Source organism: Microbacterium profundi (assembly GCF_000763375.1).
Lineage (GTDB): Bacteria > Actinomycetota > Actinomycetes > Actinomycetales > Microbacteriaceae > Microbacterium > Microbacterium profundi.
The window spans coordinates 1,025,612-1,052,082 of sequence record NZ_JPSY01000001.1 but is presented as its reverse complement, the minus strand read 5'-3'; the positions used below and the strand labels follow the sequence as shown (position 1 = coordinate 1,052,082).

At 66.6% G+C, this 26,471-nt stretch carries 25 protein-coding genes and 1 pseudogene; 16 read left to right on the top strand and 10 right to left on the bottom strand.

The features are described 5' to 3' along the window. Positions 1-40: 40 nt before the first annotated feature. The 6 genes and pseudogenes from JF52_RS0104935 to JF52_RS0104910 all read left to right on the top strand — a co-directional run bounded on the left by JF52_RS0104935 (position 41) and on the right by JF52_RS0104910 (position 5,539). The gene (locus JF52_RS0104935) at positions 41-862 is read left to right on the top strand and encodes a MetQ/NlpA family ABC transporter substrate-binding protein (protein ID WP_033105266.1); all 822 of its coding nucleotides are present in this window, start codon (positions 41-43) and stop codon (positions 860-862) included. A 225-nt stretch (positions 863-1,087) separates the two neighbouring features. Next, entirely contained in the window at positions 1,088-3,145 is a 2,058-nt protein-coding gene (locus tag JF52_RS0104930) for an acyl-CoA dehydrogenase family protein (RefSeq protein ID WP_033105265.1), read from the top strand. Positions 3,146-3,188: 43 nt separating this feature from the next. Continuing rightward, on the top strand, positions 3,189-3,758 hold the full coding sequence (locus JF52_RS0104925; protein ID WP_033105264.1) for a DNA-3-methyladenine glycosylase I: 570 nt from the start codon (positions 3,189-3,191) through the stop codon (positions 3,756-3,758). A 63-nt stretch (positions 3,759-3,821) separates the two neighbouring features. Continuing rightward, positions 3,822-4,253 (top strand): annotated as a pseudogene (locus JF52_RS16770) (SMI1/KNR4 family protein); the annotation flags it as partial. A gap of 133 nt (positions 4,254-4,386) precedes the next feature. Next, complete coding sequence (locus JF52_RS0104915; protein WP_033106324.1) at positions 4,387-5,121, top strand: FHA domain-containing protein; 735 nt, start codon at positions 4,387-4,389, stop codon at positions 5,119-5,121. Further along, positions 5,114-5,539 carry a DUF6630 family protein gene (locus JF52_RS0104910; protein WP_152594824.1) on the top strand — a complete coding sequence of 142 codons (426 nt, stop codon included), beginning with the start codon at positions 5,114-5,116 and terminating at the stop codon, positions 5,537-5,539. The genes JF52_RS0104915 and JF52_RS0104910 overlap by 8 nt, the downstream gene beginning before the upstream one ends. Before the next feature lie 8 nt (positions 5,540-5,547). On the opposite strand, the gene JF52_RS0104905 is transcribed toward JF52_RS0104910, so the two are convergent. Both JF52_RS0104905 and JF52_RS0104900 read right to left on the bottom strand, forming a co-directional pair. Next, positions 5,548-6,018 carry a recombinase family protein gene (locus JF52_RS0104905; protein WP_033105261.1) on the bottom strand — a complete coding sequence of 157 codons (471 nt, stop codon included), beginning with the start codon at positions 6,016-6,018 and terminating at the stop codon, positions 5,548-5,550. Between the two features lie 68 nt (positions 6,019-6,086). Then, a complete protein-coding gene (locus JF52_RS0104900) occupies positions 6,087-7,076 on the bottom strand; it encodes a malate dehydrogenase (RefSeq protein ID WP_033105260.1) in 990 nt (329 codons plus the stop codon). Between the two features lie 58 nt (positions 7,077-7,134). On the opposite strand from JF52_RS0104900, the gene ypfJ reads away from it, so the two are divergent. After that, positions 7,135-8,013, top strand: a complete 879-nt coding sequence (ypfJ, locus tag JF52_RS0104895) for a KPN_02809 family neutral zinc metallopeptidase (RefSeq protein ID WP_033106323.1) — start codon at positions 7,135-7,137, stop codon at positions 8,011-8,013. Positions 8,014-8,112: 99 nt separating this feature from the next. Continuing rightward, entirely contained in the window at positions 8,113-9,078 is a 966-nt protein-coding gene (gene pip, locus JF52_RS0104890) for a prolyl aminopeptidase (RefSeq protein WP_200880947.1), read from the top strand. Between the two features lie 95 nt (positions 9,079-9,173). Here pip and JF52_RS0104885 read toward each other — a convergent pair whose 3' ends face one another. The 3 genes from JF52_RS0104885 to JF52_RS0104875 form a co-directional block, all read right to left on the bottom strand. Beyond that, entirely contained in the window at positions 9,174-10,940 is a 1,767-nt protein-coding gene (locus tag JF52_RS0104885) for an aldehyde dehydrogenase family protein (RefSeq protein ID WP_033105259.1), read from the bottom strand. Between the two features lie 69 nt (positions 10,941-11,009). Next, positions 11,010-12,401 carry an MFS transporter gene (locus JF52_RS0104880; RefSeq protein WP_052166756.1) on the bottom strand — a complete coding sequence of 464 codons (1,392 nt, stop codon included), beginning with the start codon at positions 12,399-12,401 and terminating at the stop codon, positions 11,010-11,012. 49 nt (positions 12,402-12,450) lie between these two features. Beyond that, positions 12,451-12,714 (bottom strand): glutaredoxin family protein, encoded by a 264-nt coding sequence (locus JF52_RS0104875; RefSeq protein WP_033105258.1) that lies wholly within the window; start codon positions 12,712-12,714, stop codon positions 12,451-12,453. A 146-nt stretch (positions 12,715-12,860) separates the two neighbouring features. On the opposite strand from JF52_RS0104875, the gene JF52_RS0104870 reads away from it, so the two are divergent. The 6 genes from JF52_RS0104870 to JF52_RS0104845 all read left to right on the top strand — a co-directional run bounded on the left by JF52_RS0104870 (position 12,861) and on the right by JF52_RS0104845 (position 18,312). Beyond that, complete coding sequence (locus JF52_RS0104870) at positions 12,861-14,048, top strand: glycosyltransferase (RefSeq protein ID WP_234000372.1); 1,188 nt, start codon at positions 12,861-12,863, stop codon at positions 14,046-14,048. Positions 14,049-14,228: 180 nt separating this feature from the next. Then, a complete protein-coding gene (locus JF52_RS0104865; RefSeq protein WP_033105256.1) occupies positions 14,229-14,495 on the top strand; it encodes a hypothetical protein in 267 nt (88 codons plus the stop codon). Positions 14,496-14,650: 155 nt separating this feature from the next. Further along, positions 14,651-15,766, top strand: coding sequence for a fatty acid desaturase family protein (locus JF52_RS0104860; protein ID WP_033105255.1), 1,116 nt, complete (start codon positions 14,651-14,653; stop codon positions 15,764-15,766). Positions 15,767-15,823: 57 nt separating this feature from the next. After that, a complete protein-coding gene (locus tag JF52_RS0104855) occupies positions 15,824-16,060 on the top strand; it encodes a hypothetical protein (protein WP_152594823.1) in 237 nt (78 codons plus the stop codon). A 74-nt stretch (positions 16,061-16,134) separates the two neighbouring features. After that, the gene (locus JF52_RS0104850) at positions 16,135-17,544 is read left to right on the top strand and encodes an amidase (RefSeq protein WP_052166755.1); all 1,410 of its coding nucleotides are present in this window, start codon (positions 16,135-16,137) and stop codon (positions 17,542-17,544) included. Positions 17,545-17,604: 60 nt separating this feature from the next. Next, on the top strand, positions 17,605-18,312 hold the full coding sequence (locus JF52_RS0104845; protein WP_033105253.1) for a polyamine aminopropyltransferase: 708 nt from the start codon (positions 17,605-17,607) through the stop codon (positions 18,310-18,312). A gap of 9 nt (positions 18,313-18,321) precedes the next feature. On the opposite strand, the gene JF52_RS0104840 is transcribed toward JF52_RS0104845, so the two are convergent. Genes JF52_RS0104840 through JF52_RS0104825 form a run of 4 tightly spaced genes read right to left on the bottom strand, consistent with a single transcriptional unit; the run spans position 18,322 to position 21,733 of the window. After that, positions 18,322-19,722 (bottom strand): threonine/serine exporter family protein, encoded by a 1,401-nt coding sequence (locus tag JF52_RS0104840; protein ID WP_033105252.1) that lies wholly within the window; start codon positions 19,720-19,722, stop codon positions 18,322-18,324. Between the two features lie 31 nt (positions 19,723-19,753). Further along, positions 19,754-20,098 (bottom strand): hypothetical protein, encoded by a 345-nt coding sequence (locus tag JF52_RS0104835; protein ID WP_234000375.1) that lies wholly within the window; start codon positions 20,096-20,098, stop codon positions 19,754-19,756. Beyond that, the gene (locus tag JF52_RS0104830) at positions 20,095-20,880 is read right to left on the bottom strand and encodes a DNA/RNA non-specific endonuclease (protein WP_033105251.1); all 786 of its coding nucleotides are present in this window, start codon (positions 20,878-20,880) and stop codon (positions 20,095-20,097) included. The genes JF52_RS0104835 and JF52_RS0104830 overlap by 4 nt, the downstream gene beginning before the upstream one ends. Before the next feature lie 46 nt (positions 20,881-20,926). Further along, complete coding sequence (locus tag JF52_RS0104825; RefSeq protein ID WP_160175024.1) at positions 20,927-21,733, bottom strand: class II glutamine amidotransferase; 807 nt, start codon at positions 21,731-21,733, stop codon at positions 20,927-20,929. Positions 21,734-21,800: 67 nt separating this feature from the next. On the opposite strand from JF52_RS0104825, the gene JF52_RS0104820 reads away from it, so the two are divergent. Next, positions 21,801-22,946: a glutamate--cysteine ligase 2 gene (locus tag JF52_RS0104820; protein ID WP_033105250.1), complete on the top strand. Its 1,146-nt coding sequence runs from the start codon at positions 21,801-21,803 to the stop codon at positions 22,944-22,946. Positions 22,947-24,054: 1,108 nt separating this feature from the next. Here JF52_RS0104820 and JF52_RS0104815 read toward each other — a convergent pair. Beyond that, positions 24,055-25,188 (bottom strand): Fic family protein, encoded by a 1,134-nt coding sequence (locus JF52_RS0104815; protein WP_235272362.1) that lies wholly within the window; start codon positions 25,186-25,188, stop codon positions 24,055-24,057. A 153-nt stretch (positions 25,189-25,341) separates the two neighbouring features. Between JF52_RS0104815 and JF52_RS0104810 the strand changes: the two genes are divergently transcribed. Continuing rightward, on the top strand, positions 25,342-26,244 hold the full coding sequence (locus tag JF52_RS0104810; protein ID WP_018023038.1) for an IS982 family transposase: 903 nt from the start codon (positions 25,342-25,344) through the stop codon (positions 26,242-26,244). The last annotated feature ends 227 nt before the right edge of the window (positions 26,245-26,471 follow it).

Sequence of the window (26,471 nt, the reverse complement as noted above, 5' to 3'; positions counted from 1 at the left end):
AGATCGCAGCCGGTGAGAAACCCCGAAGAAAGAAGGACTCATGAGAACCGCACGTATCGGCATCCTCGCCGCGGGCATCGGAGCCACCCTGGTGCTGGCCGGATGCGCGGCCGCCCAGCCATCCGAAGGCGCGGATGCCGCGGCATCCGAACCTGTCGTGCTCAAGATCGCCGCCGTCACGGCGCCCATGACGGATGTCGTCGAGGCCGCGGGGGAGGCGATCGAGGACGGCTACGAGATCGAGCTCGTGGAGGTCTCGGACTACATCACGGCCAACACGATCGTGAACGACGGCGACGCCTACGGCAACTTCTCGCAGCACGAGCCGTACATGCAGGAGTTCAACGCGGCGAACGACGCCGACCTGGTCGCGGTGCAGCCCGTCTACAACTTCGTGATCGCGTTCTACTCCAAGACGCTCGACGACATCGCCGATCTGCCCGACGGCGCTACCGTCGCCCTGCCGAACGACGCATCGAACCTCGGCCGCGCTCTCAAGCTGCTCGACGCCGAGGGCATCATCACTCTGGCCCCGGACGTCGACCCGTACACCGCCACAGTGGACGACATCACCGAGAACCCGAAGAACGTCGAGTTCCTCGAGGTGCCGATCGCGTCGCTCAACTCGGCGTACGAAGAGGCCGACCTGGTCTTCCAGTGGCCGTCGCACATCGCCGCCCTCGGACTCAACCCGCAGGATGACGGACTCATCACAGAACTCGATGACCGCTTCGCGCTGTACGTCACCGTTCGCGGAGAGGATGCCGACAGCGAGGCGACCGAGGCGCTGAAGGCCGCGTTCTCCAGCGACGAGGTGCGCGAGGTCATCGAGTCGAACGGCACGATCGACGTCGCGTTCTGAAAGGGGGCGGTGTCGGGTCGAGGGCTTCGACTCGCTCCGCTCGCTCAGCCCGTTTCGTCTCGCTTCGCTCGCTCAACGACCCGGGCGGCTACGACTGTCGCCTCGCGACAACTCGACCTGACCGCGTGACGCGAGCGCGTTGGAGGTTGCGCACACATCACTTGGTAGCCCGTTGGAGGACTCCTACGGTTGAAGCATCCTTACTTCTCTCTGAGAGGAACTCTCATGGTCGACGCCGCCGTCCGCACCGCAACGACACACCGAGACGACGATGCGCCCCGCATCGATGTCGACCGGGTCAACGACCTTCTGCTCGGAACCTGGGCCGACACGCGCCGCACCGCGCGGGAGATGATCAAGGACCCGGCGTTCTGGCGGATGGATGAGCTCGGCAAGGACGAGCACCGCGAACGCGTGCTCAGCCAGCTGCACCTCCTGGTCGAGAACAAGGCAGTGCACCGCGCGTTCCCCAAGGAGTTCGGCGGCGAAGCGAACAACGGCGCCAACATCTCCGGCTTCGAGGAGCTCGTCGCAGCCGACCCGAGCCTGCAGATCAAGGCCGGCGTGCAGTGGGGCCTGTTCGGATCCGCCGTGCTCCAGCTCGGCACCGAAGAGCACCACAGGAAGTGGCTCCCCGGAATCATGGACCTCTCGATCCCCGGCGCGTTCGCGATGACCGAGATCGGGCACGGCTCCGACGTCGCGGCCGCAGGCACGACGGCCACGTACGACCCCGAGACCGAGGAGTTCGTGATCAACACGCCGTTCCGCGGCGCCACGAAGGAGTACCTCGGCAACGCCGCGCTGCACGGGGTCGCGGCGACGGTGTTCGCGCAGCTGATCACGAACGGCGTCAGCCATGGCGTGCACTGCTTCTACGTGCCGCTGCGCGGCGAAGACGGCAACGACCTGCCAGGCATCGGCCGCGAGGATGACGGCCTCAAGGGTGGTCTGAACGGCATCGACAACGGCCGCCTCTCCTTCGACCACGTGCGCATCCCCCGTACGAACCTGCTGAACAAGTACGGCGATGTCGCCCCCGACGGCACCTACACGAGTCCGATCGACAGCCCCGGTCGCCGCTTCTTCACGATGCTCGGCACCCTGGTGCAGGGTCGCGTGTCGCTTGACGGCGCAGCATCCTGGGGCTCCGCCCTCGGCCTGTACATCGCGATCACGTACGCCTCGCAGCGCCGCCAGTTCGACGGCGCTGACGGACAGGAGGTCGTGCTGCTCGACTACGGCAAGCACCAGCGCCGACTGCTGCCGCGTCTGGCCACCACGTACGCGCAGATCTTCGCGCACGACGAGTTCCTGCAGAAGTTCGACGGAGTGTTCTCCGGTCGCACAGACACACCCGATGACCGCGAAGACCTCGAGACCCTCGCGGCTGCGCTCAAGCCGCTGTCGACCTGGCACGCGCTCGACACCCTGCAGGAGGCCCGCGAGGCCTGCGGCGGCGCCGGCTACATGTTCGAGAACCGACTGGTGGGGCTGCGTCAGGATCTCGACATCTACGTCACCTTCGAAGGCGACAACAACATCCTGCTGCAGCTGGTCGGCAAGCGACTGCTGACGGATTTCGCGAAGCAGTTCAAGGACAAGGATGCCGCGGCGCTCGCGAAGTACGCCGTCGGACAGACCGCAGGGAAGGTGTTCCACGGCGCCGGTCTGCGCCGCTTCGGCCAGAACATCGCCGACTTCGGCTCGACCGCGCGCTCGGTCGAGAACGGTCTGCGCGCCGAGCAGCAGCACGAACTGCTGGCGGACCGCGTGCAGCAGATGGTCGCCGACATCGCCGGCCGCCTGCGTCCAGCGGGCAAGGACAAGGTGCTCGGCGAGAAGCTCTTCAACGAGAATCAGGCCGATCTCATCGAGGCCGCTCGTGCGCACGGCGAGCTGCTGCAGTGGGAGGCGTTCACGGATGCCGTCAACAGCATGCCAGACGATGGAACGCGTCAGGTGCTCACCTGGCTGCGCGACCTCTTCGGACTGCAGCTCGTCGAGAAGCACCTCGCCTGGCACATCATCAACGGGCGACTGTCGACCCAGCGCGCGGCGGCGGTGTCGAGCTACATCGACCGGCTCTGCGTGCGGCTGCGGCCGCACGCACTCGACCTGGTCGATGCCTTCGGCTACGAGCCCGAGCACGTGCGCGCTCCCATCGCCAGCGGTGCGGAACTCGAGCGTCAGAACGACGCGCGTGCGTACTACGCAGAGCTCGCGGCATCCGGCCAGGCGCCGATCTCGGAGAAGGCCCTCAAGAAGCAGAAGAGGGCCTGACGACTCGTCGGGTGGTGTCCGACCCGCCGGATAGCGTTGTGCCATGACCTCCCTCCTCACCGGTACCGACGGACGCGCGCGCTGCGCGTGGATCGGAACGGATGCCGAATACGCCAGGTACCACGACGAGGAGTGGGGAGTGCCGCTGCGCGGCGACCGCGCGCTCTTCGAGAAGATGGCGCTCGAAGGCTTCCAGGCCGGACTCAGCTGGATCACGATCCTGCGCAAGCGTCCGCGGTTCCGCGAGGTGTTCGCCGGGTTCGACCCAGCGGCGGTCGCCGCTTTCGACGAGGACGACGTCGAGACCCTGATGGCGGATGCCGGGATCATCCGCAACCGCGCGAAGATCCTCGCCACGATCGGCAACGCGCGCCTCGTGACGGAGATGGTGGAGGGTGACCTCGACGAGCTGATGTGGTCGTTCGCTCCTGCCCCCGGCACCCGTCCTCGTTCCTTCGACGACGTGCCGGCGGTGACCGCCGAGTCGACCGCGATGAGCAAGGCGCTGCGCGGCCGGGGGTTCCGGTTCGTCGGAGCGACCACCATGTATGCGTTGATGCAGTCGACCGGCATGGTCGATGACCATGTGGAGGGGTGCTGGCGCGCAGCCTGATCAGATGGGCATTTCTGCCCGTGGGGTGCTTCGCCTGCGGCAGTTGTCGCCGCGACCGAAGAATCGATTCGTGAAGCGGAGCTGGCGCTGGGCGTCACGTTCGACAAGGAGCACCGCGGTTTCCTCGGATTCGCCGACGGTTGGAAGTGCTTCCATCAAGAGGTCACGCTGCTCGGTTCGCGTGAGCTGGTCGCCGGGGAACTTCGAGAAGCGGCGCTCGAGTCGTTCGAGTACGCACCGGAGATGCTCGAGGAGCTCGGGCGATCGGCCGAGGAACTGCTGCCGATCGCTGCGAGCCTCGAGCAGGCCGACGTGTTCGTGATGCTCATCGAAGAGGGCGCGGTCGGACCAAGAGTGCTCTGGCTCGCCGAGGGAGAGCTCATCGATACGTTCGACAGCTTCGGTCAGTTCTTCGTCAGCATGATCGAGTACACGAAACGTCGGATCGACAAGATGCAGGAAGAGGCCCGGGCCGCCGGGATCACCGACCTGTGATCATCTGATCCACTTGCGTCAGGTGTCATGCACCGGCATCCGGGCTGTTCCCGTGGCAGGATATTCGCCAGGGGGTCGATACGTGACTGAAATCGATGGTGCTACGGCGCTGGATGAGGATGCTGAGCCGAGTGTGACGCGCGAAGCAGCGCCGCTCCGGCTTGAGTTCGCCGGAGAATGGCACGACCTGCCTGTGGACAGGCCGTTCATCATCGGACGTGAGGGTGACCTCGAGGTCGACGACAACCCGTACCTGCATCGGTACTTCCTCGAGTTGCAGCATCACGACGGACTGTGGTGGCTGGCGAACGTCGGGGTGCGTCTGGCAGCCACCATCTCCAGCGCCGGTGGCGCGGTGCAGTCGTGGCTGTCGCCCGGTGCGCGCATGCCGCTCGTCTTCGAGCGCAGCGTGATCGTGTTCACTGCCGGGCCGGTGACCTACGAGCTGAGCCTTCACACCGAGCAGGCTCCGTACGAGGTCTCCCGCCAGGTGGAATGGTCGATGAGCGGTGAGACGACGGTCATGCCGGCCAGCTTCACTGCGCTGCAGAAGCAGCTCATGGTCGCGCTTGCTGAGCCGATGCTGCGCCGAGAGGGAGTCAGCATGAACGAGCTGCCCTCGTCGAGCGATGCCGCCAAGCGCCTCGGATGGACGATGAGCAAGTTCAACCGCAAGCTCGACAACGTCTGCGACAAGCTCGACCGCATGGGTGTGCAGGGCCTTCGCGGTGGTCCGGGAAAGCTCGCCACCAACCGCCGGGCCAGACTGGTCGAGTACGCCGTGACCTCCCAGGTCGTCACCCGGGCCGATCTGCCGCTTCTCGACGATGGCGCGCTGCGCGATCAGCACGATCCGGACGGTGACTGACTGCATGAACGAGGACTGGGCACGGCTGTGCAGGCTGCTCGACGATGATCCGCAGATCGTCGCGGCGGTGAGCCAGGCTGTCGACGAGCCCTGGCTCGTCATGATCGAAGGCCTTGACGACGCCGGCGCGCTCGCCTATCTGGAGCCGGGGGACACCGGAGCGCAGCTCGCCGATGCTCTCGCCGGTCTGCCGCGCGTCTTCGCCACCGCAGTCGACCTCGACGCGGTCGGGGATGTCGACTCCGACCTGGCGACAGCCGTGGCCGTCGCGAACGAGATGCTCGACGAGCACGGCCTCGCGCTGGTGTACCTCGAGGAGGAACCCGACGCCTATCCGCTGGTGGCGGTGGCAGCCGACGATGCAGAGGAGATCGTCGCTCTCGCGGGCCGGCTCGGGCACGTCGCCCGCACGCACTGAGCTTCGCGTCAGCGCATCGCGTCGGCGAGGTGCCGGGAGTCGGTGCTGAGCACCTTCACGATGATGCCTCGCTGGCGCAGATCGGTGATCGTGCGCGTCTCTTCGTCACGGTCGCGCCCCAGGGCGTGCACGTTGGCCACGACCAGCACATCGCCCTTGTGCAGGGTCGCGATGAAGCGGGCCAGACGATCGCGCCAGCTCTCGAGGATCTCAGGAGCCGGATGCCGGAACCCCTCGATCGGAACGCCGAAGCGGGTCAGATCATCGCGCTGCTGCACGACCGAGGGCATCCCCTCACGGGAGACGACCAGTCCGACCAGACGTGAACTCGTGGGACGTGCGTGCCACCAGTCGTGATCGTGCTTCAGCTCGGTGAAGCACTTCTCGCACTGCGTCGCCGCATGCGGCAGGTGCAGCGGACTCGTCATCGGCTCGCCGATGGGATGTTTCCCGGTCGTCAGATCAGTCGTATCGCTCATCGGCGCACCTCCAGCATCCATTGTGCCCTGCGCCTCGGACAACCAGGTACCCGCTCCAGCAGATCGGGCTACAGAACCCCGAGCGCCCGCACTGCTTCTCGCTCCTCGACGAGTTCGGCGACCGAGGCGTCCACGCGCGCGCGAGCCCATTCGTCCAGCTCCAGGCCTTCGACGATCTGCCACTCGCCGTCGACCGATCGCACCGGGAACGACGACATGAGGCCCTCGGGAACCCCGTACTCGCCGTGCGAGACGACGCCGGCGCTGGTCCAGTCATCCGTGCCGCGCACCCAGTCGCGGGCGTGCTCGATCGCGGCGTTCGCGGCTGATGCCACGGACGACGATCCACGCACCTCGATGATCTCTGCGCCGCGCTTCGCGACACGGGGGATGAAGGTCTGCTCGAGCCAGACGCGCACGTCTCCGACCCGCTCGGCCAGCGCGTCGAGCACCGGGCGGCCGTCGACGGTGGCGTGCGAGACATCGGGGTACTGCGTCGCCGAGTGATTGCCCCAGATCGGCACGCGGCGGATGCTCGACACCGGTGCATCCAGAGCGGCGGCGACCTGTGCGCGGGCGCGGTTCTCGTCGAGCCTGGTGAGCGCGGTGAAGCGCTCGGCTGGCAGGCCTTCGGCGGATGCCGCGGCGATCAGCGCATTCGTGTTCGCCGGGTTTCCGACCACGGTGACGCGCACATCAGCGGCGGCGTGCTCGGCGATCGCCCTGCCCTGCGGTCCGAAGATCCCGGCGTTGGCCGCCAGCAGATCGGCGCGCTCCATGCCGGGGCCGCGAGGCCGTGCGCCGACCAGGAGCGCGAGGTTCGCCCCGTGGAAGCCGATAGCCGCATCATCGGTCACCTCGACATGCTCGAGCAGGTCGAAGGCGCCATCGTGCAGTTCCAGTGCTGCACCCTCGGCGGCCCGGAGACCCTGCGGGATCTCCAGCAACCGCAGTCGCACCTTCTCGTCGGGACCCAGCAGGTCTCCGGCCGCGATGCGGAACAGCAGCGCGTATCCGATCTGTCCGCCCGCACCAGTGATCGTGATCGTCGTCGCCATGAGACGAGACTACGCCGCCACCCCGCACACGGCGCAGTGCGCGCGGTACTCTCATCCCATGACGTTCAACCCAGACTCCGACATCTCGGGCCATCGGACGCGTCGCCCCGGCCGCACCGCGGCGATCGCCGGTGGCGGCGTCGGAATCCTCGGCATCCTCGCGCTGCTCGCGGGACCGCTGTTCGGGATCGACCTGTCGGGTCTGGTCGGCGGGGGAACTCAGGGCGGCGGAGCCCCGGAGTCCAGCGGCACCGTGCTCGAGTGTCAGACGGGTCAAGACGCGAACACCCAGGACGACTGCCGCATGGCCGGCGCCCAGGTGCTGCTGGATGACTACTGGGCGCAGCGCGTCGAGGGGTACACGCCTCCGCAGCTGTACGTGTTCGAAGGGCAGACGTCCACGCAGTGCGGCACCGCTTCTAACTCGGTGGGGCCCTTCTACTGCCCGCCGGAGCAGGGCGTGTACATCGACCCCGACTTCTTCCAGATCATGCGGCAGCAGTTCGGCGCCTCTGCCGGAGAACTCGCGCAGCTGTACATCGTCGGCCACGAGTGGGGCCACCACATCCAGAACATCACCGGTGTGATGACGCAGTACCCGAACAACGGCACCGGCCCCGGCAGCAACGGCGTTCGCACCGAGCTGCAGGCCGACTGCTATGCGGGCGCGTGGCTGGCAGATGCCGCCGAACTCGAGGACGAGAACGGGGTCGAGTATCTGCAGACGCCGACCGAGGCGCAGCTGAAGGACGCGCTGAACGCCGCGCTCGTGGTCGGCGACGACCAAATCCAGGAGATGTCCGGGTTCTCGAACCCTGAGTCGTTCACGCACGGATCGAGCGCGAACCGGCAGTACTGGTTCGCCAGCGGCTATCAGGACGGGCTCGGCACGTGCGACACGTTCGATGCCTCGGTCGGGATCGATCTGGTCTCCTGAACCGCGAAGAGCCTGCCGGAACCTGCGCGCACCGCACGATACGGTGAAGAACACCGTCGGCCGACGGTTGAGAGTGACTGATCCGGGGGCCAGAAGACGATGAAGCTGGATGCGCTGTATCCGCCGATCGAACCGTACGACAGCGGCATGCTGATCGTGGGTGACGGTCAGCGCATCGCATGGGAGGTCAGCGGCAACCCCGAGGGCAAGCCGGTCGTCTTCCTGCACGGCGGGCCGGGCAGCGGCGTCTCGGCATGGCAGCGTCAGTTCTTCGACCCGGAGAAGTACCGCATCGTGCTGTTCGACCAGCGCGGCTGCGGCAAGAGCACCCCGCACGCCGGCGAGCCGGCGGCCGATCTGCGATTCAACACCACCGCGCATCTGATCGCCGACATCGAACTGCTGCGCAGGAATCTCGGCATCGCGAAATGGCTGGTCTTCGGTGGTTCGTGGGGGAGCGCCCTGGCGCTCGCTTACGCGCAGGCGCATCCGGATGCCGTGAGCGAACTGATCCTGCGCGGCATATTCACGCTCCGGCGCGTCGAGCTGGAATGGTTCTGCGACGGAGGGGCGGCGGTGCTCTTCCCTGAGCTTTGGGAGGAGTTCATCGCTCCCATCCCTGTGCTCGAGAGAAGCCGGATGACAGAGGCCTACCACCGCCGGCTGAGCGACCCTGATCCGGCGGTGCACGTGCCGGCGGGAGTCGCCTGGGCGAAATGGGAGGCCTCGATCGTCACGCTCCGCCCCGACGCCGATGTGGTCGCCGCGATGACCGAGCCTTCAGCGGCGGTCGCGCTCGCACGGATCGAGAACCACTTCTTCCTGCACCGGGGCTGGCTGAGCGAGGGCCAGCTGATCGCCGGCGTCGACCGTATCCGGCACATTCCCGCCGTCATCGTGCAGGGCCGCTACGACGCCGGCACGCCGATGATGACGGCGTGGGATCTGCACAGGGCCTGGCCCGAGGCGGAGTTCGTGGTCATCGACGACGCAGGGCACGCGGCATCCGAACCCGGCATCCAGCAGGCGCTGCGCGACGCGGCCGATCTGTTCGCCGACGACTGACTGAGGGTTCGACTCGCTGGCGCTCGCTCAACCCGTTTCGTCTCCTCGCTCCGCTCGTCGCTCAACGACCCGCCGAGGCGCCGTGCCGCCGCGGCTCAGGCGCGGAGCGCCCGGAGCAGCGTCTTCAGCAGACCGAGCACTCCGCCGTCGGCGCGGAAGCGCGTGAGCCCCTCCGACACCTGCGCTCCGGTGCGTGCCGTCACGAACCACGGCGGCTTCGGCAGGATCGTGAAACGGCCTCCGCCGCCCTTCGACAGGCTCAGGAGCCACAGGGATGATGCCGACCGCGGGAAGGGCCGGAACGGCCCGCGCATGATGGAGCGCTCGACGCGGTCGAGCAGCAGCGCGTTGTGCACCACGCCGATTCCGCTGCCGACATCCGCGAGCGTGTTGCCGGGGAAGGCACCCCAGGTCAGCGTCGGCGTGATGAAACCGACCGCTGTCCAGGCGTTGATCGCGATCGAGCCGTAGCGCAGTTCGGTGATGGCCCGTTCGAACCCGGTGCCCAGCGCCTTCTGCGTTGCTGGATCGATCAGCAGGTTCGCACCGAGCGTGCCCTGCAACTCGTGGTTCGCGTGCGCCACCGCGGCGTCCAGGAACTCCTGCCCCGTACCGCCGACCTCGACCACGCCCAGCACCGGGGCGAAGTATTCGGTGTTCTGCAGCGCCGTCGCATCGTCGCCCTCGCCGATCTCCACGAGGAGCCGGTCACCGAGCACGAGAGCGTCGGGGTAGTCGTCGCCGGCGCGCTGCATCCGATCATCCGATCCCGGATACCAGATCGCCCTCTCGGGTGCCTTGGCGTAGGCGCGGCGCAGCGCGGCGCGGAAGGCGTCTGCCTGGTCCCAATCGGATGACATGATCACGACCTGGCCCGCGATGCAGTTGTGGCCGCCGTTCTGCAGCCGCATGGTCGCGACGTGCTCGGCCTGGAAGGTGAGGTCTGCGTCTGTCCACTCGCCGGGCACGACGATGATCGGCGAGACGCCGCCGAGCTCTGCGGTGATCGGCTTCTTCAGCAGAGGACGGTCCTCGCGACGTCGCCGTCTTCCCGAAGCCCCTGTGCCCCACGTGATCGCGTCGAACGTCGCCGCCGAACCGGTGATGTGCACGTGGGCGAGCTTCGGGTGAGCGGTGAGATATGCGCCGACGTCGCCGCCACCGCGGACGATGCGCAGGAACCCCGGCTCGATCAGAGGAGCGAACGCATGCTCGAAGACGGACACGAGCGCGTCCTGTGTGGGATTCACCTTCAACAGCGCTGTGCGATTGTGGGCGAGCAGCTCGTAGAGAACGTCGAGTACAGGGATCGACGTGACGTTGCCGGCGCCGAGCACGAGCCCGACGCCGCCGGACGCGTCCGGGGTGCGCTGAGCGAGGCCGGCACCGGCACGTGCAGCCCGCGGCGTGACACCCGGCTCGAGCCAGACCTCGCCGGTGAACCCGGACAGCAGCACCTTGTCGATGCCTGTGAGAGGGAACGCGTGCACGCGGGTCCGTCCGCCGGGTGCACGGTCGATGCGGATTCCTTCGAGAGGGTTGCGTCCCTCGGCCAGCCTCGTGAGCGTCTCGACGTACGCATCGATGGCGCCGAGCGCGCTGTACGGGCCGGAGAGCCATTCCTCACCACGCAGCGGGTGAGCGCCGTTCAGGCCCTTGGACACCGCGGCTGTGAGCGCCCATTCCTCAGCGGATGCTGCGACGGCGGCGCGGACGCCACGCAGCAGCGTCGCCCGCTGGCCGACGGTGAGCGCCGACCAGGTGCGTGCTCCTGCGCCGAGGTCGTCGATCGCGGTGTCGAGTCGATCGCGGTCGGTCTCGTCGAGTCCTGCGGTAGGGGTCACGGTGGTCGCTGACGTCATCGGCATCTCCTTCGTGCGGGTACGCGCTCAGCCTAGGATCGATCAGCGGACCGCAGTGAAGCTGTTGTGCTATTCCTCAAACGAGCGCGATGCGAGCTCGTCGATGTCGTGCCTGCGCAGGCTGTAGCGGGCGAGCGGAATCAGGCTGAGCGCCATCAGAACGGCGGGGAGGATGCTGAAGCTGAGCACGATGCCGGCAACCGCGGCATCCGGCTGGACGGTGCTCGCCCCGGCGACGCTGGAGACGTACCCGGTCGCGGCGAGCATGAGCGCGACGGCTGTCGCGCCGAGCGCGAAGCCGATCGTCTCGCCGGCAGTCCAGATGCCGGTGAACGTTCCGGCCTGCCCGGGGCCGGTCGTGCGCTCATCGTGCGAGATCACGTCGGGGAGCATCGCCATGGGCAGCGACTGCAGCCCGGCATACGCGATGCCCGCGACGGCGACGGATGCGTAGATCCACGGCCCAGGCGCCCACACCGCGAACGTGATGGTCGCGGACGCGACGAGGAACAGGATGCTGGCGGCGAGGAAGGACCGCTCCTTGCCGATGCGGTTCGCGATCACTGTCCAAGCCGGCGTCGCGATGAGGGCGGGCCCGACCAGGGCGACGAAGAGCACTTCGACCGCGGCCTCGTCACGCAGCACCCAGGTCGCGACGTACTGAGCACCGGCCAGCATCGTGCCGGTCGCGAGTGCCTGCAGCAGGAAGGTGCCCAGCAGCGCACGAAACGGCAGGCTGCGCCGCAGTGCCCGGAAGCCGGAGAGGTACTGCGTGCGCAGGTCGGGCGAGGGTGCGAGCTGCGTCGAGACGGCCTGCGCCGCAGCATCCGCTGTGCGAGCCGCGATCAGCATGCCGACGCCGATGGCGACTCCGGCGACGATACCCATCAGCAGGTAGCCGGTGACCGGATCGCCGGTCGCGCGACGCAGCATCGGGCCGCCGGCGCCGAACAGTAGGATCGCGGCGGTCAGCACGACCACGCGCCAGCCCAGTAGGCGGGTGCGTTCGTCGTAGCTGCGGGTGAGTTCGGCGGGCAGCGCGACGTACGGAACCTGGAACAGGCTGAAGGCGGTCGCGGTGCCGAGGAAGGCGAGCAGCACGCAGATCGCGCTCGCCACCGGCCCCCACGACGGCGGCACGGCGAACGTGAGCGCGAAGAAGACCGGCAGTGTCACTGCGCCGATGACCATGAATCCGCGCCGGGAGCCGGTGCGGGCGAGCTGGCGATCGGATGCTGCGCCGATCAGCGGGTCGATCACCACGTCCCACACCTTCGCCGTCGTGACGATGATGCCGGCGGCGAGGGCTGCGACGCCGAGGTTGTCGGTGAGGAAGTAGGTGAGTACGAGCCCGGGCAGCGTCGAGTAGCCGCCGGTGCCGAGGGAGCCGATCGCATAGTTCACGATCGTGCGCGCGGACAGGCGGACGGATGCTCGTTCGGGTCGAGCGTCTGTGCTCATGGCGCCAGTGTAGCGGCGCGACTCCTCGGTCGCTGAGCCTGTCGAAGCGTCAGATCAGCGAGAGCTCGCGGAGCTTCGACTCGACGTCTTCGTTGCGAGGTTCGACGTGGTGCGACGCGTCCGGGTAGACGACGACGGGGATGTTCGTGCGGCCCGAGATCTCCTTGGCGACGTCGGCTGCCGCCGGCTCCGCCACGAGGTCGACGTAGGTGTACTCGACGCCGAGGTCATCGAGCTGCTTCTTCGTGCGGATGCAGTCGCGGCACCAATCGGCGCCGAAGAGGGTGATGGAGTCAGAAGCGGGAGAAGTCATGAATCCAGGATATCGGCGTGCGGATGAGTAGGCGCTGAAACCAGTCGGGCGAGGCGCAGTGCACAGCTGCGTCCTGGAAGCGAAACTTCATGGCGGAACATGAAACGATGGTTCCGGCTGACCAGCGCGATCAGAGGGGACGAAACATGCGCACTGCTGTCACGATCATCGTCCCCACGTTCAACGAACGCGAGAACATCGCCGAGCTCATCGCCCGTGTGGCGGCGGCCCTCGCAGGCCGTGACGCGGAGATCCTCGTGGTCGACGACAGCACGGATGACACGGCGGGGGAGGTCGAACGCGTCTCCGCCGGTGCAGGGCTGCCCGTACGGGTGATCCGTCGGCCGGAGAACACCGGGGGCCTCGGCGGGGCCGTCGCGCTGGGTCTTTCGGAGGCCGCGGGCGACGTCTGCATCGTCATAGACGGCGATCTCCAGCATCCGCCTGAGGTGATCCCTCAGCTGCTGTCGCGATTCGAGCAGGGCGACGTCGACATCGTCGCGGCATCGCGCTACATGGGTGGCGGCGACTCCCGTGGACTCGGCACTGCGATGCGCTTCGGTGTCTCGCGGGCGGCGACCTGGCTCACCAAGGCGATGTTCCCCCGCCGGCTGGCCACCAGCACCGATCCCATGACCGGTTTCTTCCTCGTCGATCGGCAGAGCCTCGACCTGACGGGGCTCCGCCCGCAGGGTTTCAAGATCCTGCTCGAGATCCTCGCCCGATCGGATGTGCGCATCGCGGAGGTGCCGATGGAGTTCTCCGAGCGCCGCAACGGCACGTCGAAGGCATCGCTGCGCCAAGGCGCGACGTTCATCGCCCACCTCACGCGGCTGCGCTTCGGCAAGATGTCGCTTTTCGCCCTGATCGGCGGCATCGGTGCGGTCGCGAACCTCGCCATCATGTGGGTTCTCACGACGATGGGGATGCCCTATATCTGGGCTGCGATCATCGGCGCCGAAGTCACCATCGTCGGCAACTTCTTCCTGCAGGAGCGTTTCGTCTTCGGCGACATGCGCCCGGACGCCCGCGGAGTCGGTGCCCGCTTCGCGGCATCCTTCACGTTCAACAACGTCGAGGCCGCCCTGCGCATCCCGATCATGGCACTGATGGTCGAGACGTGGCACATCTCCAGCGTGTTGGCCACCGGCCTCTCATTGATCGTCGCGTTCTTCGCGCGCTTCCTCTTCCACTCCCTGTTCGTCTATGCGCCCCGTCGCGGGCGTTCCGGAGCGGATGCCGCGTCGGCTGCTCGCGAGCCGGAACCGGACACCGCCGCACAGCGCATCATCCGTGCGATCGATGCCGAGGCGATGCGGCCGGGCGAGCTCTGAGCCGCACTGGTCTGCTAGACTGATCCTGCAACGTGAAGGATTCGCCGTGATTTCGGCGCATCACGTCGCCACTGATCAGGGCCGTAAAGGACCGCGTAGCACCGACGCGCGCGGCATCCGCTCTTGATCTCGAGAACATGAGGCGCGCGTGCGCGCCCCCACCAAGCAATGAGCATCACAATGAGCAGTACCTCCACCCATCCATCCGCACCACTGACCTGGAAACAGGCAGATGACGATGTGCACGTCGCGACCCGAGACGGCGAATTCGCCGGTTTCGTCGAGCTCGACGGTGCACGTCACGTCACCCGCGACAGCCACGGCACCGAACTCGGCGCATTCGCCACGCTCGCCGATGCGCGGCGCGCCCTCGACGGCTCGGCTCGTCGGAAGACCCGTTCGATCACGCAGACACTGCGCCGCCACCTCAGCCGTGCGCGTTCGTGATCGCCGGCCGTGCCGCCGCTGATCTTCGATTCGGACCCGGAAAGCTGAGAAACGTATGCCTACCCGCGTATGCGGGTCGCGTTAGCCTGAGGTAAGCGAACGGCATCCGCCCTTGGCTTTCATAGCTCAAGGGCTCCGATCGACAGGAGAGCAACATCTCCACCTCAACGGTCGTCGAAACGACCAGCATCCTCGGACCGGTACGTCAGACGTACTCCGGCAACGCGGATTTCCCACCCATGGCGCGCGCGTTCAAAGAGGTGTCGCAGGTCGTCCGCGAGATGGGGCTGCTGCAGCGCACCAAGTGGTTCTACCTGCTCAATGCGCTGGGCATCGTGCTCGCCCTCGGCGGTGCGGTCACGGGGTTCATCCTGCTCGGCGACAGCTGGTTCCAGCTGCTCATCGCCGGCGCGCTCGGCCTCATCTTCACGCAGATCGCCTTCGTCGCGCACGAGGCTGCGCATCGACAGGTGCTCACGTCCGGGCCGGCGAACTTCCGGCTTGCGCGCATCCTCGTCGGACTCGTCGGCATGAGCTACTCGTGGTGGGACAACAAGCACACCAAGCACCACGGCAACCCCAACCAGGTCGGCAAGGACCCCGACATCGAAGTCGACACGGTCTCGTTCCTCGAAGAGGACGCAGCCAAGTCCCGTGGCCTGATCCGACTGATCACCCGCAGGCAGGGGTGGCTGTTCTTCCCGCTGCTCACGCTTGAGGGCCTGAACCTTCACTACCTCGGCCTGAAGTACCTGCTCACCAAGAAAGACGTCAAGGGCCGCTGGATCGAGCTGGGTCTCATCACGGCACGCCTGGCCACTGTGCTGGTGCCGGTCTTCCTGCTGCTCCCGCTCGGAATGGCGTTCGCGTTCATGGGTGTGCAGCTCGCCGTCTTCGGCGTCTACATGGGTGCGGCGTTCGCGCCGAACCACAAGGGCATGCCGATCATCGAGCCGGGTGCACGACTGGACTTCTTCACCAAGCAGGTTCGCACCTCGCGCAACATCTCGGGCGGCTGGTGGGTGACCATCTTCATGGGTGGCCTGAACTACCAGGTAGAGCATCACCTGTTCCCGAACATGCCCCGCCCGCACCTCGCGAAGGCCAGAGAGATCGTGCGCGACTACTGCCTCTCCAACGACGTGCCGTACACCGAGACCAGCCTGCTCAAGTCGTACGTGATCGTCATCGAGTACCTGAACCGCGTGGGACTCTCTGCGGGCGCCGATCCGTTCGACTGCCCCGCTGTGGCGCAGTTCGGTCGGGCGTAGCTCGCACCAGTCTGCAAGCCCTTTCGGCGGCGGACGTCGTTCGCTAGCTTGTGGGGCATGGACAACGACTATTCAGGAATGGCCGCCGGCCTCGGCATCGGCGCCATCATCTTCGGGTTGGTGATCTACCTCGGCACCATCGCGCTGATGCTGTGGATCGGGTACCTGCTCATGCGTACGGCGGTGAAGAACGGCATCCTGCGCGCAGATGCGGAGCGTGCGGGTCAGCGTCCGGGCGGGCCGTACGCGGGGCCGCCGAGCCCTCAACAGCACGGCGTGCCGCCCAGGCAGTGAGGCGTTGAGCCCGACAGGCTGATCATTCGCACCGAGAGCGTACGGAGCGCCGCACCCGCCCGTAGGCTCGAAGTATGGCTGAGCTCCACGACCTGACGGCGATAGAACAACTGGCGGCGCTCCGCGCCCGCGAGATCAGCCCGGTCGAACTCACGCGCCACTATCTCGATCGCATATCCCGCTTGGACGACGGACTCGGCGCGTTCGTGCAGGTGACGGCGGATGCTGCGCTCGCGCGCGCCGCATCGCTCGACGACGGGGACACGGCGGGGGCGGCGCTGTGGGGCCTGCCGTTCGCCGACAAGGACCTCGTACCGCGCGCCGGCGTGCCGACAAGATTCGGCTCCCGCCTGCATCGGGACTACGTTCCGGATGCCACGGCGGATCAGGCCGCGGTGCTCGACGAGGCCGGCGGCATCAGCCTCGGCAAGACGAACACTCCGGAGTTCGGTCTCACCGGCTACACCGAGACGCAGATCGCACCGCCCGCGCGCGACCCGTGGAACCTCGTGAACGGTGCAGGAGGATCGAGCGGCGGCGCCGCAGTCGCAGTTGCCGCTGGTCTGCTTCCGTTCGCCCCGGCATCGGACGGCGGCGGTTCGATCCGCATCCCCGCCGCGACTGTCGGGGTGGTGGGGATCAAACCGTCACGGGGGAGGGTGCCGTTCGCCTCCGGTCTCGACAGCCCCGGCGGGCTGCCGGTAGCGGGTCCGATCGCCCGCACTGTATCGGATGCGGCGCTGCTGCTCGATGTTCAGGCGGGTGGGCGGCCGTATCCGTACGCGACGTCGGCGCCCGGCCGACGCGCGTTCCTCGAAGCCGCGACTGCGGCTGCGGCATCCGCTCGCATCGGCGTCACGACCGTCTCTCCGTGGGATGACGCCGAAGACATCCGGCTCGATCCCGAGGCGTCGCGTGCAGTCGACGTCGCGACGGCACTGCTGGCGGATGCCGGCCACGGCGTCGACCGGTTCGAGTGGCGTCCGCGCGGCTACGGGGAGATGTTCACGACCATCTGGCGCACGAGCGCCGCGCGGATGCACTTGACCGATGCCGAACTCGAGCTCGTGGAGCCGATCACCGCATGGCTGGTGCGCGAGGGTCGGGCGTTGACGGGCACTCAGGTGCTCGACGCGCTCGCCGCGGCGACGGTCTTCGAGCGCGAGACCATCACGGCGTTCGCTCCGTTCGAGGCCGTGCTCACACCGGCGCTCGCGCTGCCGCCGCAGCCGATCGGATGGTTCCACCCGACCGATGCGGCGGAGAACTTCTCCCAGCAGGTGCGGTACGCACCGTACTCGAGCTTCGTCAATGTCGCGGGCCTGCCCGCGATCGTGGTGCCCGTGACGCTGAGCGCATCGGGGCATCCCGTGAGCGTGCAACTGATCGGTCGGCCGGGTGGGGAAGCGCGGATCATCGCGCTCGCCGCCGAGTTAGAGCGCGGTGCAGGTCTGATGTCGAGGCCGGACGTCTGGCGCGAGTGACGCGTGGCGATCCGGATCTGCCGGTGCGGATAGGGTGGGGCATGACGGAGGGACGCCGCAGTGATCACTCGGTTCGAAGAACTTGACTGGCAGCCCACACCGATCGGCGACCTCATGCTGCGCCGCCGCACCGAGCCGGCGGTGGGCCGGGAGATCTATGAGGTGAAGCTCGGCGACGAGTACCTCATGTCGAGCCTGTTCACCGTGGCGGAGGAAGAGCTCGCCAACCTGGGGCTGGCCGCTGTCGAGGGCGACGAACTCACGGTCCTGGTCGGAGGACTCGGCCTCGGGTACACTGCAGTCGCCGCGCTGCGGGACCACCGCGTACGCGAACTCACGGTGATCGACCGGCTCGGTGCGGTGATCGACTGGCACGAGCGGAAGCTGCTGCCTGCGTCGACCGCGCTCGTGACCGATGCGCGAACGACCCTGGTGGAGGACGACTTCTTCGCCGTGATGCGGTCGGAGCCCGCGGAAGGCCGCGGCGGGTACTCAGCCATCCTGCTCGACGTGGATCACTCCCCGCGCCACCAACTCGACCCGACGCACGCAGACCTCTACAACGCCGCTGGATTGCGGGCACTCGACCGCCATCTCGCGCCGCGCGGCGTCTTCGCCCTCTGGTCGGATGATCCGCCCGATGACGACTTCATGGTCGAGATGAACGCCGTGTTCGACGCCACGGCGGCGCACGTCGTCGACTTCGACAACCCGGTCACAGGTGGGGTCTCGTCCAACACGGTCTATGTCGGGCGCAGCCGCGGCTGAGGCGGCCGATCAGCGCCGTACGCGGGCGCGCGACTTCGCGACGCTGGCGAGCGTCTCGCGCAACGGGGTGCCGAGGTACAGACCAAGCGATGCGCCCGCGGCCAGGCCGATGCCGATCGAGCCCGCGAGCACGAGCGGACTGATGCTCACCAGCATCCCCTCGGCAGTGCCGTTCGAGTCCACCATTCCGAGCAGGCCGCGGAAGACCGCCGAACCGGGTACGAGCGGGACGATCGCCGCCGTCGTGACGGCGACGGACGGGACATGGAAGTTCCGGGCGATCAGGATGCCGATGAAGCTCGCCATGAGCGCGCCGACACCGCTCGCCGCAGCCTCATGGATGTCGAGGAGGATCGCGAGGTTGTAGCCGACGATCGCGATCACGCTCAGCCCTGCGCTGACGAGGATGATCAGCGCCCCTGCACCGTTGAACAGTGCGACCGCGATGGCGATGATCATGGAGCCGGCGATCTGGTGGGCGAGACTGCCGAACGGCAGGATGTCGTCGGGCAGCGCCATGCTGAAGCCCACGAGTCGCGCGAGTTCGAGTCCGATGAGGATGCCGAGGACGACTCCGACCGTCTGCATCGTGAGGTCGAGGATGCGGCCGCCCGCGGTGAGGGCGAATCCGTCGATGGCATCCTGGGCGGCACCGACGACGGTGAGACCGGAGAGCATCAGCACGATGCCCGAGGCGACGATGATCGACGGCTGCACCTGATCGAACGGTGCGATCCCGGCGGCGCCGAGCGCGGAGGTCGCCGTCGCGATGACGGTGATGACGAACGCGCCGGCGATCTGGCTGAAGAACGACGGAACCTGCAGTCGCGCGAGGCCGGCCTGCGTGAACGCAGCGCACAAGGCGGCGATGAAGGTCAGCAGGATGATGATCGGCGATGCGGCGAGCAGGATGGCGACACCCACGGTGAGCAGCGCCCTGGCGATGATCACGACGAGCGGACGGTACAGGAACGGCGTGCGCCGGATGATCCGGAACGCCATCCGCGCGGCATCCAGATCCAAGCCCTCGGTGATGTCGACGACCAGCGCCTGGAGACGCTGCAGCTTCGCGTGGTCGGGGGACGCCGCGCGCACGACGCGCATCAGGGTGGTCGGCCAGTCCTCCTCACCCCGGTGGTACGAGACGTTGATCGCGTTGAACGTGACTTCCACGTGCACCCCGGTCAGGCCGTACACGCGGGCGACGCGGGTGATCGCGAAGGTGACGTCGTGCGCCGATGCCCCCACGGCGAACATCGATTCCCCGATCCGCAATGCGAGGTCGAGGATCTTGACGACGACCGTCTCACCCACCACGGGGTGCATCTCGGTGAGTGCGACCTTCGAGGGATCGGTGCGGATGGCGCGACGGACGGAAGTCAACAACCTCCACTGACGTTCGGGGGACATACCTCCATTGTGTCGAGGAGGCGCCTGGGCGTCACCCCTGCGGGATCTGCGGCGCGCCGGAGCGGGTACGAAGGCGGAGGCGGCCGCGAACGAACGGCAATGCCGGCGCGCGGTACTCGAGCGCTGCTTCATGGTCGGGCTGGAGGACGATCTCGGCCTCGCCGAAGCGCCAGAGCCTGTTGAAGAGATAGACCCCCAGCGTCACGGACGCGTCCGACGGAACCTGCCAGGTGCCGGGGCCCCACTGCGTCGGCTGGCCGCGTCCTGCGATGACGAGCGTCGGCCTGACGCCTGCGTAGAGGGCGAACCACGGCTTGTGCATGGTCAGTTCGATGCGCCGGGTTGCGCCGGCGGGCAGGGGAGGGCGCGCGCTCACAGGAGCACGTCGCCCGCGGTGTCCAGTGTGCGCCAGGCGTCGGGGCGCACGGTCCGCGCCGCCAGCACGTCGGCATCCGGCAATGCGCCGAAATCGATGCCGGTCATGTCGGCGATGTCTGCGATCGGCGCCTGAAAGGTGCGGAACGCTCCCAGCGGCGGTGCGGCGAGGATCCCTTCGGAGGTGTCGACGAGGTCGGACTGGTCGAGGATGAAGCCCGTCGCCGCGAGCCCGGTCGGGCCCTGCCATGCGGCGATCTTCCAGAAGCGGAGGGGGATTCGGATGCCGCGATACGGCGGATCGTCATCGGCGAGCACCGGCGCAGTGAAGACGGACACGCGCTGGTCGGTGGTCTCGGCGTATTCGAGGACGTGATCCTCGAGACCGAGCCAGAGTTCTTTGGACTGGTTGAAGCCGGCCGCCTGCGGCGCTGCGTTCGGGTAGAAGAACGTCGCCTCCGTGGCGTCTCGAGCCTCAGCGGGCGCGCCCCAGCCGGGGTCGCGGCGGCGCACGAGGTGGCCACGATCGAGGTCGTTTCGCGCGTACACATCCGGACCGGTCTGCTCGTCTGCCGGGAGCCGTGGATCGAGGCGCCAATCGCCGGTGCGCGGCACATCGACGAGCCGGGCGCCGTCGATGTTGACGCCGGTGACTGCGGCGAGTCGGCGCTGCGGTTCGACCAGAACGGAGAACCGCGGATAAGTGAGTTCGCGAACGTCGAGAACGGGGCGGGGGATCGGAAGCGGTGTGGCCAGGAACCCGGCGTCGTACCCGTCAGTCATGTGTCCATCGTGCCCGATGCGGCGGTGCGGTGTGTACCGTCAACGCTCACGCGAGCGGTACCGGATGAAGTCGCGTGATCTCCTGGGTGGCGAGGTCGATCATGACGGCGGTGTCTTCGGGGATCCGCGTCCATCCCTCGGCGTCCAGGCCGCTGGAGATGACGTGGACGGCGTCGTCGGTGATGCGGTAGTCCATCGCGTAGTACTCGGTCGCGTGACTTGCCGGCATCGCCTCATCCGACTCGAAGAGCTCTCGGAGGGACTCGACGGGCGAATCGACGCGGCTGTTGATGTGGATCGCGAACAGCCGCGTCGGCGTGAGAAGGAGCGCGTTGAGGCTCGAGTTCGGGAACTCGCGCACCAGGATCTCGAGCGCGCGGGTGACGCCCTGCGCCTCGTCGCCGGAGGCCTCGGCGATGCACTGCATGATGAGGCGGAAGTAGCGCTCGCTGTCGGTGTCGCCCATGAGCTTCGCTCGCGACGCCGTGCTGAGCTGTTCTTCGAGGTGTGCGATCGGTGCGATGTGGCCGTTGTGGGCGAATGCGTATCCGGCATCGGTGAACGGGTGGGTGTTCGCGGGCGACACCGGTAGACCTCCCGTCGCCCAGCGCAGGTGCACGAGGCCGCAGCATCCGAGTGCCTGCTCTGCGAGCGAGCTGTACTGGGGATCGACCGAGGCGTTCTGCGCCGAGGAGACCGCTTCGGTCGGCGCGTCGAGCGAGCGGTGCCATGCCATGCCCCAGCCATCGCTGTGCACTTCGGTGAGGGCGGTGAAGGTCTCGAAGTCTTCACGGCCGAGGACGTCGACGACCGAAGTCGGGCGCGTGGTGACGTAGCCGAGCAATCTGCACACGATGCGATTCTCCTCTCGTTCTCACCTCGAGCTTTCTCTCTTCGCCCCGTGCAGGCAAACTGGGCGCATGCGTACCGTCGGTGTTGAAGAGGAACTGCTGCTGGTCGATTCCGAGAGCGGGCGACCGCGATCGGTTGCCGCTCGTACCCTGCAGTATGCGGAAGAGACTGCGAAGCCTGCTGAGCCGGCGAACGGCGCCGAGCCTGCCGCGCCCGACGACGCGCCAGGTGGTTCGCTCGAGCACGAACTCCAGCAGCAGCAGATCGAGACCGACACGATTCCGCACACCGACATGGTCGCGCTCGGCGACGGTGTGCGGGCGTGGCGGGAGTATGCGATCACCGCGGCGCGTCGTGCGGGCGCTCGGGTGATTGCCTCGGGGACATCGCCGCTGCCGGTCGGAGCCGCGATCGTCGGCAAGCCTCGATACCTGAAGATGGTCGAGCACTTCGGATTGACGACGACCGAGCAGCTCACGGGCGCATGCCACGTGCACGTCTCCATCGAATCGGACGAGGAGGGTGTCGGAGTGCTCGACCGCATCCGCGGCTGGCTGTCTGTGCTTCTCGCGCTGAGCGCGAACTCGCCGTTCTGGCAGGGGGAGGACACGAAGTACGCGAGTTTCCGCTCGCAGGCCATAGTCCGCTGGCCGACCGCCGGTCCGACCGAGGTGTTCGGCAGCGCCGAGGCGTATCACGAGCTCGTCTCGTCGATGATCGCCTCCGGCGCGATCCTCGATGAGGGCATGGTCTACTTCGATGCGAGGCTGTCGCATCATTACCCGACGGTCGAGATCCGTGTCGCCGATGTGTGTCCGGATGCTGCGGACACCGTGCTGATCGCCGCACTGTGCCGCGCCCTCGTCGACACGGCCGCGGCCGAATGGCGCGAGGGCGAGGGCCCGCCGGCGATCTCCGTCTCGATGCTTCGGCTCATGAGCTGGCAGGCCGGACGGTTCGGCATCGAAGGTGACCTGATCGATCCTCGAACGTTCAAACCCCGTGCCGCACGCGAGGTCGTCGCCGACCTCATCGAGCACGTTCGTGCGGCGCTGCGCGACAACGGCGACGAGGCGCGTGTCGAGGAGCAGGTCGATCGGATCTTCACTCGCGGCAACGGCGCGATGCGTCAGCGTGCGGTGCTCGAGAAGACCGGCCAACTGAGCGATGTCGTCGCCGACCTCGCGACGGCGACAGCCGGGCTCGACGCCTGACGGCAACCTTTTACTCGGACCAGGACTTAACTGAAAGGGCCCCCAAGAGTAAAAGCCTCTTGAGGGACAGCGGCTCCGACGGGCGTCGATCCGTGACCTCGCGAGTTTCAGTTGGATTCCGTGGGGTAGCGGGTACCCGTTGGTCGCCGTTCGCCGCGTGATTCCGCGGAAGATATCATCGTTGGTGACGGCTGGTTTGGAGTGGTTTCAGTGGAGCTACCGGCACGGAACCCGGCACAGATAGCTGCGCCTGCGTAGGCTGTCCGGAAGTTCGTCATCTTGGAGGGTCCGTGCCTGATTGATTTCGATCGGCCTGCCGATCCTATTGCTTGTAGTAGTTGGGGCCGGCGCCGCCTATCGAGTCCGACAGGTGACAGCGACCACATTGACGGACGAACAGCTTGAGGAACTCGGACATGACGTTCTGATGAGTTGGCGTGCGATCGCGAGAGACACCCATACAGATGTCCCGATGACTCGGGAGGCATGGGCGTCCTATGGCGTCACGCCGCAAGAGGCGATCCAGCTTGCGCGTGACCTTGTGCGGCGAGGGCAGATCGTTCTCCCTGAGTATGGTCTGATCCAGTTGTTGATGGGGGAACCGCCGACTGCGGGGCGGCTAACTCAAAACTCCTGGGGAGGCGTATGGGCCGCACGCCGAACGGATCATCGTGAATGGGCCAGCTCACTTTGGTGCTGGCGACCAGCGCAATAGCGGTACGTTCTCCTATCACTTGGAGGCCGCTGAGCGTGACCTGACGGCCTTGTCGTTCGAGGCGGAACGTCTCATTGGGATAGTCACAGAACCCGGGACGCGGGCCAAGCTCTCTCGTGCAGTGGGTGTTGTGGACGACGTGATCGAACGACGTGATGTCTCCGATCCGAGACTCCCTGCTGCGTTGCGATGGCTGGGTTCCTTCTCCGGAGATACAGCTTCCGGGGCCCTAGGGTCGATCGTCGCTAGCCTTGCAACGAGGCTCCTTGATGGACTCGCCTCTTGACGAACTGTCGATCGATGTAGGCACGCTCATCGTCGCCGTGCTGTTGCTCTGCTCTGTCGCAGCGGCGCCCCCGGCGCTGGAATTGTTTGTGCCTGGCTCATCATGCGTCAGAGGCGAGAAGGTTCATCGTTAGTCTCATGACGAAGCGGATCATCAGGGAGCGGTACGCGTCCGGGGGGCGCGGTGACGGCAAGAAAGATATCATCGGCGATGAATTGGCGCCCATAGGTGCCGTACGGGCCTGACAGTATCCCAAGATCGACTAGCTTCTGGATCGCTGGTGATACAGCCTGAGGCGTTCGGCCGAATCGGTCGCTCATGAGCGACACCGTTATGACTTGGTCCCCGATCAGCGCGTCAACGATGTCGCGAATAACGCCACGTGCCCCCGCTCCTTGAAGAATCTGCACGTAGCGTGCCTGAACAGCGAGTATCCGATTTACGCGATGGGCTACGTCCTCGGCAGACGCGGCGATCCCCTCTGCGAAGAATGCGATCCATGGGTTCCAATCACCAGTGGCTGAGACTTGCGCGAGGTGCTCCTGGTAGGTCGCGCGTCTCGCCTCAAGCCAGGGTGAGACGCTGAGCAGGGGCTCACCGACAAGGCCGTCAGTCATGAACTGCAACACGACCGTCAGGCGACCGATGCGCCCGTTGCCGTCGTTGAACGGGTGGAGCGTCTCGAACTGGTAGTGGGCCATTGCGGCAGCAACGATGGGATCGCGTGCTGCACCGCTTCGGTTGATCCACTGTGTGAAGTCTTGAACCGCTACTCCTAGAGCGACTCCTGGAGGCATCGGGACAAAACGAGCGTCCTCGATGGCGCCGGTCGGGCTCCCAATCGCGACCTGCGATGTGCGCACTCGCCCGGCCTGCTCGGTGTCGGCATCGGTGCCGCGAACGAGGATGGCGTGCACTGTCTCTAGAAGACCGACGTTCACGGTGCGTCCTTGCTCGACCGCGTCGTATGCCAGGGTGGCGGCTTCGATGTAGTTGAGGACCTCTTGAAGCTCTTTGCTGCGCCCGCTGATCTCGGTTGCGTCGGAAGCCAAGACCTGCTCAAGAGGGGCAAACGTGCCCTCGAGCGCGGACGTGCTTTGCGCTTCGCGGCGGAGCGTAGGGCGGAGGAACAGTCGTGGGTTGGGGACTTGGCGTGAGGCTTGGTCGAGTCGTGCGAGCGCTCGACTGGCTCGAGTGACCGCGTGCCAGGTAGCACCTTCGAGTTGTGGTTCGTCAGTCAGCGGATCTGCGACATAGGCAAAGTGCTCGAACGGACGGTTGAAGCGTCCATCGACGCCAGAGATGGGAGTGAGGGAGCCTAGATGAGTGAGTCCGATTGGCTGTGAACGGCGTGGAGGCTGTTAATCGTTGGCAGAGGGTGTTAAGCCCAATGTGTGAATACCGACCTCAACACCCTCCTGATCACACTTTACGTCCATCTCGATGACCGGATCCTGCCCGCGATCGGCTTCACCCGGGACCACCACCCCGGTCGCAAGCCCGCGTTGAACGATGTCGAGCTGCTGTGTCTACTCGTCGCGCAGCACCTGCTCGGGATCTCCTCTGACCGGAAATGGATCCGATACGCCCGCACCCACTTGAAGAGCATGTTTCCGGCGCTGCCTGGCCAGTCCGGGTGGGGCAAGCGCGTCCGCCAATCCACCGGGCTGCTGTCCGCGGTGATCACGGAGCTTGCCCGCGATACCCCGTCATGGAACGAAGTCACCCGGCTGATCGATTCCACCCCACTGCCGTGTGGGAAGTCCCGCGAGACGGTGAAACGCTCCGACCTTGCCGGTGACGCCGGCTACGGGTACTGTGCCTCACATTCCCGGTTCTTCTGGGGCTTCCGCCTCTACCTGGTCTGCACACCGGACGGGATGCCCGTGGTCTGGGGACTCGCGAATCCGAAGATCGGTGAACGCGAAGCCGCGGCAGCGATGCTCGACCACGACCGCCACCTCATCCAGCCTGGACAAGTCATCATCGGCGACAAAGGCTTCGCCGGGCGCGAGTTCGAAACCTTCATCACCGAGGACCTCGGCGCACACCTGATCCGTCCCGATCGCAAGGACGAGAAACCGAGGTTCGGGAAACTCGGCGGGATCCGACAATGGGTCGAGTCCGTGTTCGACACGCTCAAAGGCCAACTCACCCTCGAAGACCACGGCGGACGCACCATCGCTGGTGTTTACTCCCGCGTCGCCGCACGGCTCCTCGCCCTCGCAGCCGGAATCTGGCACAACTGGCTCATCGGAGCACCCGTCAAACGCTCACTCATCGCCTACGACCACTAAACCCAATCGGACTCACTCATCTAGAGGGCTGGTTCCGAAGCGTTCGACGTCCACAATGTAAGTGTATTTGGATCTACCTACATTATGGGCATGAGATTGAAAGTGGACGGGGGATCTAGCGAGGACATTGAAAGCGGACGCAGGTTCGCCGATAGTTCGGATCCACAACTGTAAGCCTGTGTCCGGTGGTGCCCGCACAGCAGGCCGGAGGCCAGCCTTGAATGAGT

Coding starts and splice junctions, on each gene's coding strand:
- JF52_RS0104935 (WP_033105266.1), top strand. CDS start 41: ATGAGAACCGCACGTATCGGCATCCTCGCCGCGGGCATCGGAGCCACC.
- JF52_RS0104930 (WP_033105265.1), top strand. CDS start 1,088: ATGGTCGACGCCGCCGTCCGCACCGCAACGACACACCGAGACGACGAT.
- JF52_RS0104925 (WP_033105264.1), top strand. CDS start 3,189: ATGACCTCCCTCCTCACCGGTACCGACGGACGCGCGCGCTGCGCGTGG.
- JF52_RS0104905 (WP_033105261.1), bottom strand. CDS start 6,018: ATGAGCGATACGACTGATCTGACGACCGGGAAACATCCCATCGGCGAG.
- JF52_RS0104900 (WP_033105260.1), bottom strand. CDS start 7,076: ATGGCGACGACGATCACGATCACTGGTGCGGGCGGACAGATCGGATAC.
- ypfJ (WP_033106323.1), top strand. CDS start 7,135: ATGACGTTCAACCCAGACTCCGACATCTCGGGCCATCGGACGCGTCGC.
- pip (WP_200880947.1), top strand. CDS start 8,113: ATGAAGCTGGATGCGCTGTATCCGCCGATCGAACCGTACGACAGCGGC.
- JF52_RS0104885 (WP_033105259.1), bottom strand. CDS start 10,940: ATGACGTCAGCGACCACCGTGACCCCTACCGCAGGACTCGACGAGACC.
- JF52_RS0104880 (WP_052166756.1), bottom strand. CDS start 12,401: ATGAGCACAGACGCTCGACCCGAACGAGCATCCGTCCGCCTGTCCGCG.
- JF52_RS0104875 (WP_033105258.1), bottom strand. CDS start 12,714: ATGACTTCTCCCGCTTCTGACTCCATCACCCTCTTCGGCGCCGATTGG.
- JF52_RS0104870 (WP_234000372.1), top strand. CDS start 12,861: ATGCGCACTGCTGTCACGATCATCGTCCCCACGTTCAACGAACGCGAG.
- JF52_RS0104865 (WP_033105256.1), top strand. CDS start 14,229: ATGAGCAGTACCTCCACCCATCCATCCGCACCACTGACCTGGAAACAG.
- JF52_RS0104855 (WP_152594823.1), top strand. CDS start 15,824: ATGGACAACGACTATTCAGGAATGGCCGCCGGCCTCGGCATCGGCGCC.
- JF52_RS0104850 (WP_052166755.1), top strand. CDS start 16,135: ATGGCTGAGCTCCACGACCTGACGGCGATAGAACAACTGGCGGCGCTC.
- JF52_RS0104840 (WP_033105252.1), bottom strand. CDS start 19,722: ATGTCCCCCGAACGTCAGTGGAGGTTGTTGACTTCCGTCCGTCGCGCC.
- JF52_RS0104830 (WP_033105251.1), bottom strand. CDS start 20,880: ATGACTGACGGGTACGACGCCGGGTTCCTGGCCACACCGCTTCCGATC.
- JF52_RS0104820 (WP_033105250.1), top strand. CDS start 21,801: ATGCGTACCGTCGGTGTTGAAGAGGAACTGCTGCTGGTCGATTCCGAG.